The organism is Parvibaculum sp. (assembly GCF_035511255.1).
Lineage (GTDB): Bacteria > Pseudomonadota > Alphaproteobacteria > Parvibaculales > Parvibaculaceae > Parvibaculum.
Map to the genome: position 1 here is coordinate 1 of NZ_DATKFR010000402.1, position 1517 is coordinate 1517.

The window sequence follows — 1517 nt, forward strand, 5'->3', positions numbered from 1 at the left end:
GACAGATCATGGCCTTCCTTTCGGACTCGCTGAAGCGCATCAAGCCGTCGGCAACCATTGCCGCGACCCAGAAAGCGCGCGATCTGAAAGCGGCGGGCGTCGACGTGATCGGCCTCGGCGCGGGCGAGCCCGATTTCGACACGCCGGACAACATCAAGGCGGCGGCGATCGCGGCCATCCAGCGCGGCGAGACGAAGTACACCGATGTCGGCGGCATCCCGGAGCTGAAGAAGGCGATCGCCGCGAAGTTCAAGCGCGAGAACGGGCTCGACTACACGCCCGCGCAATGCTTCGTCGCGCCCGGTGGCAAGCCGATCATCTTCAACGCCATGGCGGCGACGCTGAACCCCGGCGACGAGGTCGTCATCCCCGCGCCTTACTGGGTGTCCTATCCCGACATCGTGGCGCTGCTTGGCGGCACGCCGGTCTTTGCGGCGGCGGGCATGGAGACCAATTTCAAGCTCCAGCCGGAAGCGCTCGAAAAGGCGATCACGCCGAAGACGAAGTGGTTCATCTTCAACTCGCCGTCGAACCCGACGGGCGCGGCCTATACCGCGGACGAACTGAAGAAGCTGACCGACGTTCTGCTCCGGCATCCGCATGTCTGGATCCTCAGCGACGACATGTATGAGCATCTCTCCTATGATGGCTTCAAATTCGCGACGCCGGCCGAGGTGGAGCCGAAGCTCTACGACCGTACGCTGACGATGAACGGCGTCTCGAAGGCCTATTCGATGACCGGCTGGCGTATCGGCTATTGCGCCGGTCCGCTCGAACTCATCAAGGCGATGACGACGGTGCAAAGCCAGTCGACGTCGAACCCGACCTCGATCAGCCAGTGGGCCGCCGTCGAAGCGCTGAACGGTCCGCAGGATTTCATCCCGGAACGCGCCGAGAGCTTCAAGGCGCGGCGGGACCTCGTCGTCTCGATGCTCAACCAGGCGAAGGGTTTGAAATGCCCGACGCCGGAGGGCGCTTTCTATGTCTATCCGTCCTGCGCGGGCTGCATCGGCAAGACGACGCCGAAGGGCAAGCTGATCGGCAACGATCAGGACTTCGTCGAGGCGCTGCTGGAAGAAGAGGGCGTCGCCGTCGTGCATGGCGAAGCCTTCGGCCTCTCGCCCTTCTTCCGCATTTCCTACGCGACCTCGACCGAGGCGCTGACGAAAGCCTGCGAACGCATCCAGCGGTTCTGCGCGTCGCTTCAATAAGTACGCTCTGACTCACCCGATATGAAGCCCGCGGCGCAGGCCGCGGGCTTCTTCATTTTTTGCCGATGAAAAAGTTTCCCGGGCGCGAAACGCGGCGCCCGGACGTTCGTTTGTACGTCGACGCATTCCCAAACCTCTCCCCCTGCGCCGAAATGTATCATTGGAATTATTCTAAATCTGGTTGCGGGCCGGCCGGGATCGCCATAAATTTGAGCTACAAGTTCCCCCAGAAGAGAAGAGGCCCCACATGCCGATCGATATTGGAATTGCCGAAAAGGACCGCACCGCCATCGCGGAAGGTCTGTC

1 protein-coding gene is annotated in these 1517 nt (G+C 62.1%); it reads left to right on the forward strand.

Annotated elements, in window-relative coordinates:
- Positions 1–8 precede the first annotated feature (8 nt).
- Positions 9–1211, forward strand: a complete 1203-nt coding sequence (locus VMR03_RS15420) for a pyridoxal phosphate-dependent aminotransferase (protein WP_325406774.1) — start codon at positions 9–11, stop codon at positions 1209–1211.
- The last annotated feature ends 306 nt before the right edge of the window (positions 1212–1517 follow it).

Bases quoted from the DNA above. Each gene is read 5' to 3' on its own strand.
- VMR03_RS15420 (WP_325406774.1), top strand. From the start codon at position 9: ATGGCCTTCCTTTCGGACTCGCTGAAGCGCATCAAGCCGTCGGCAACC.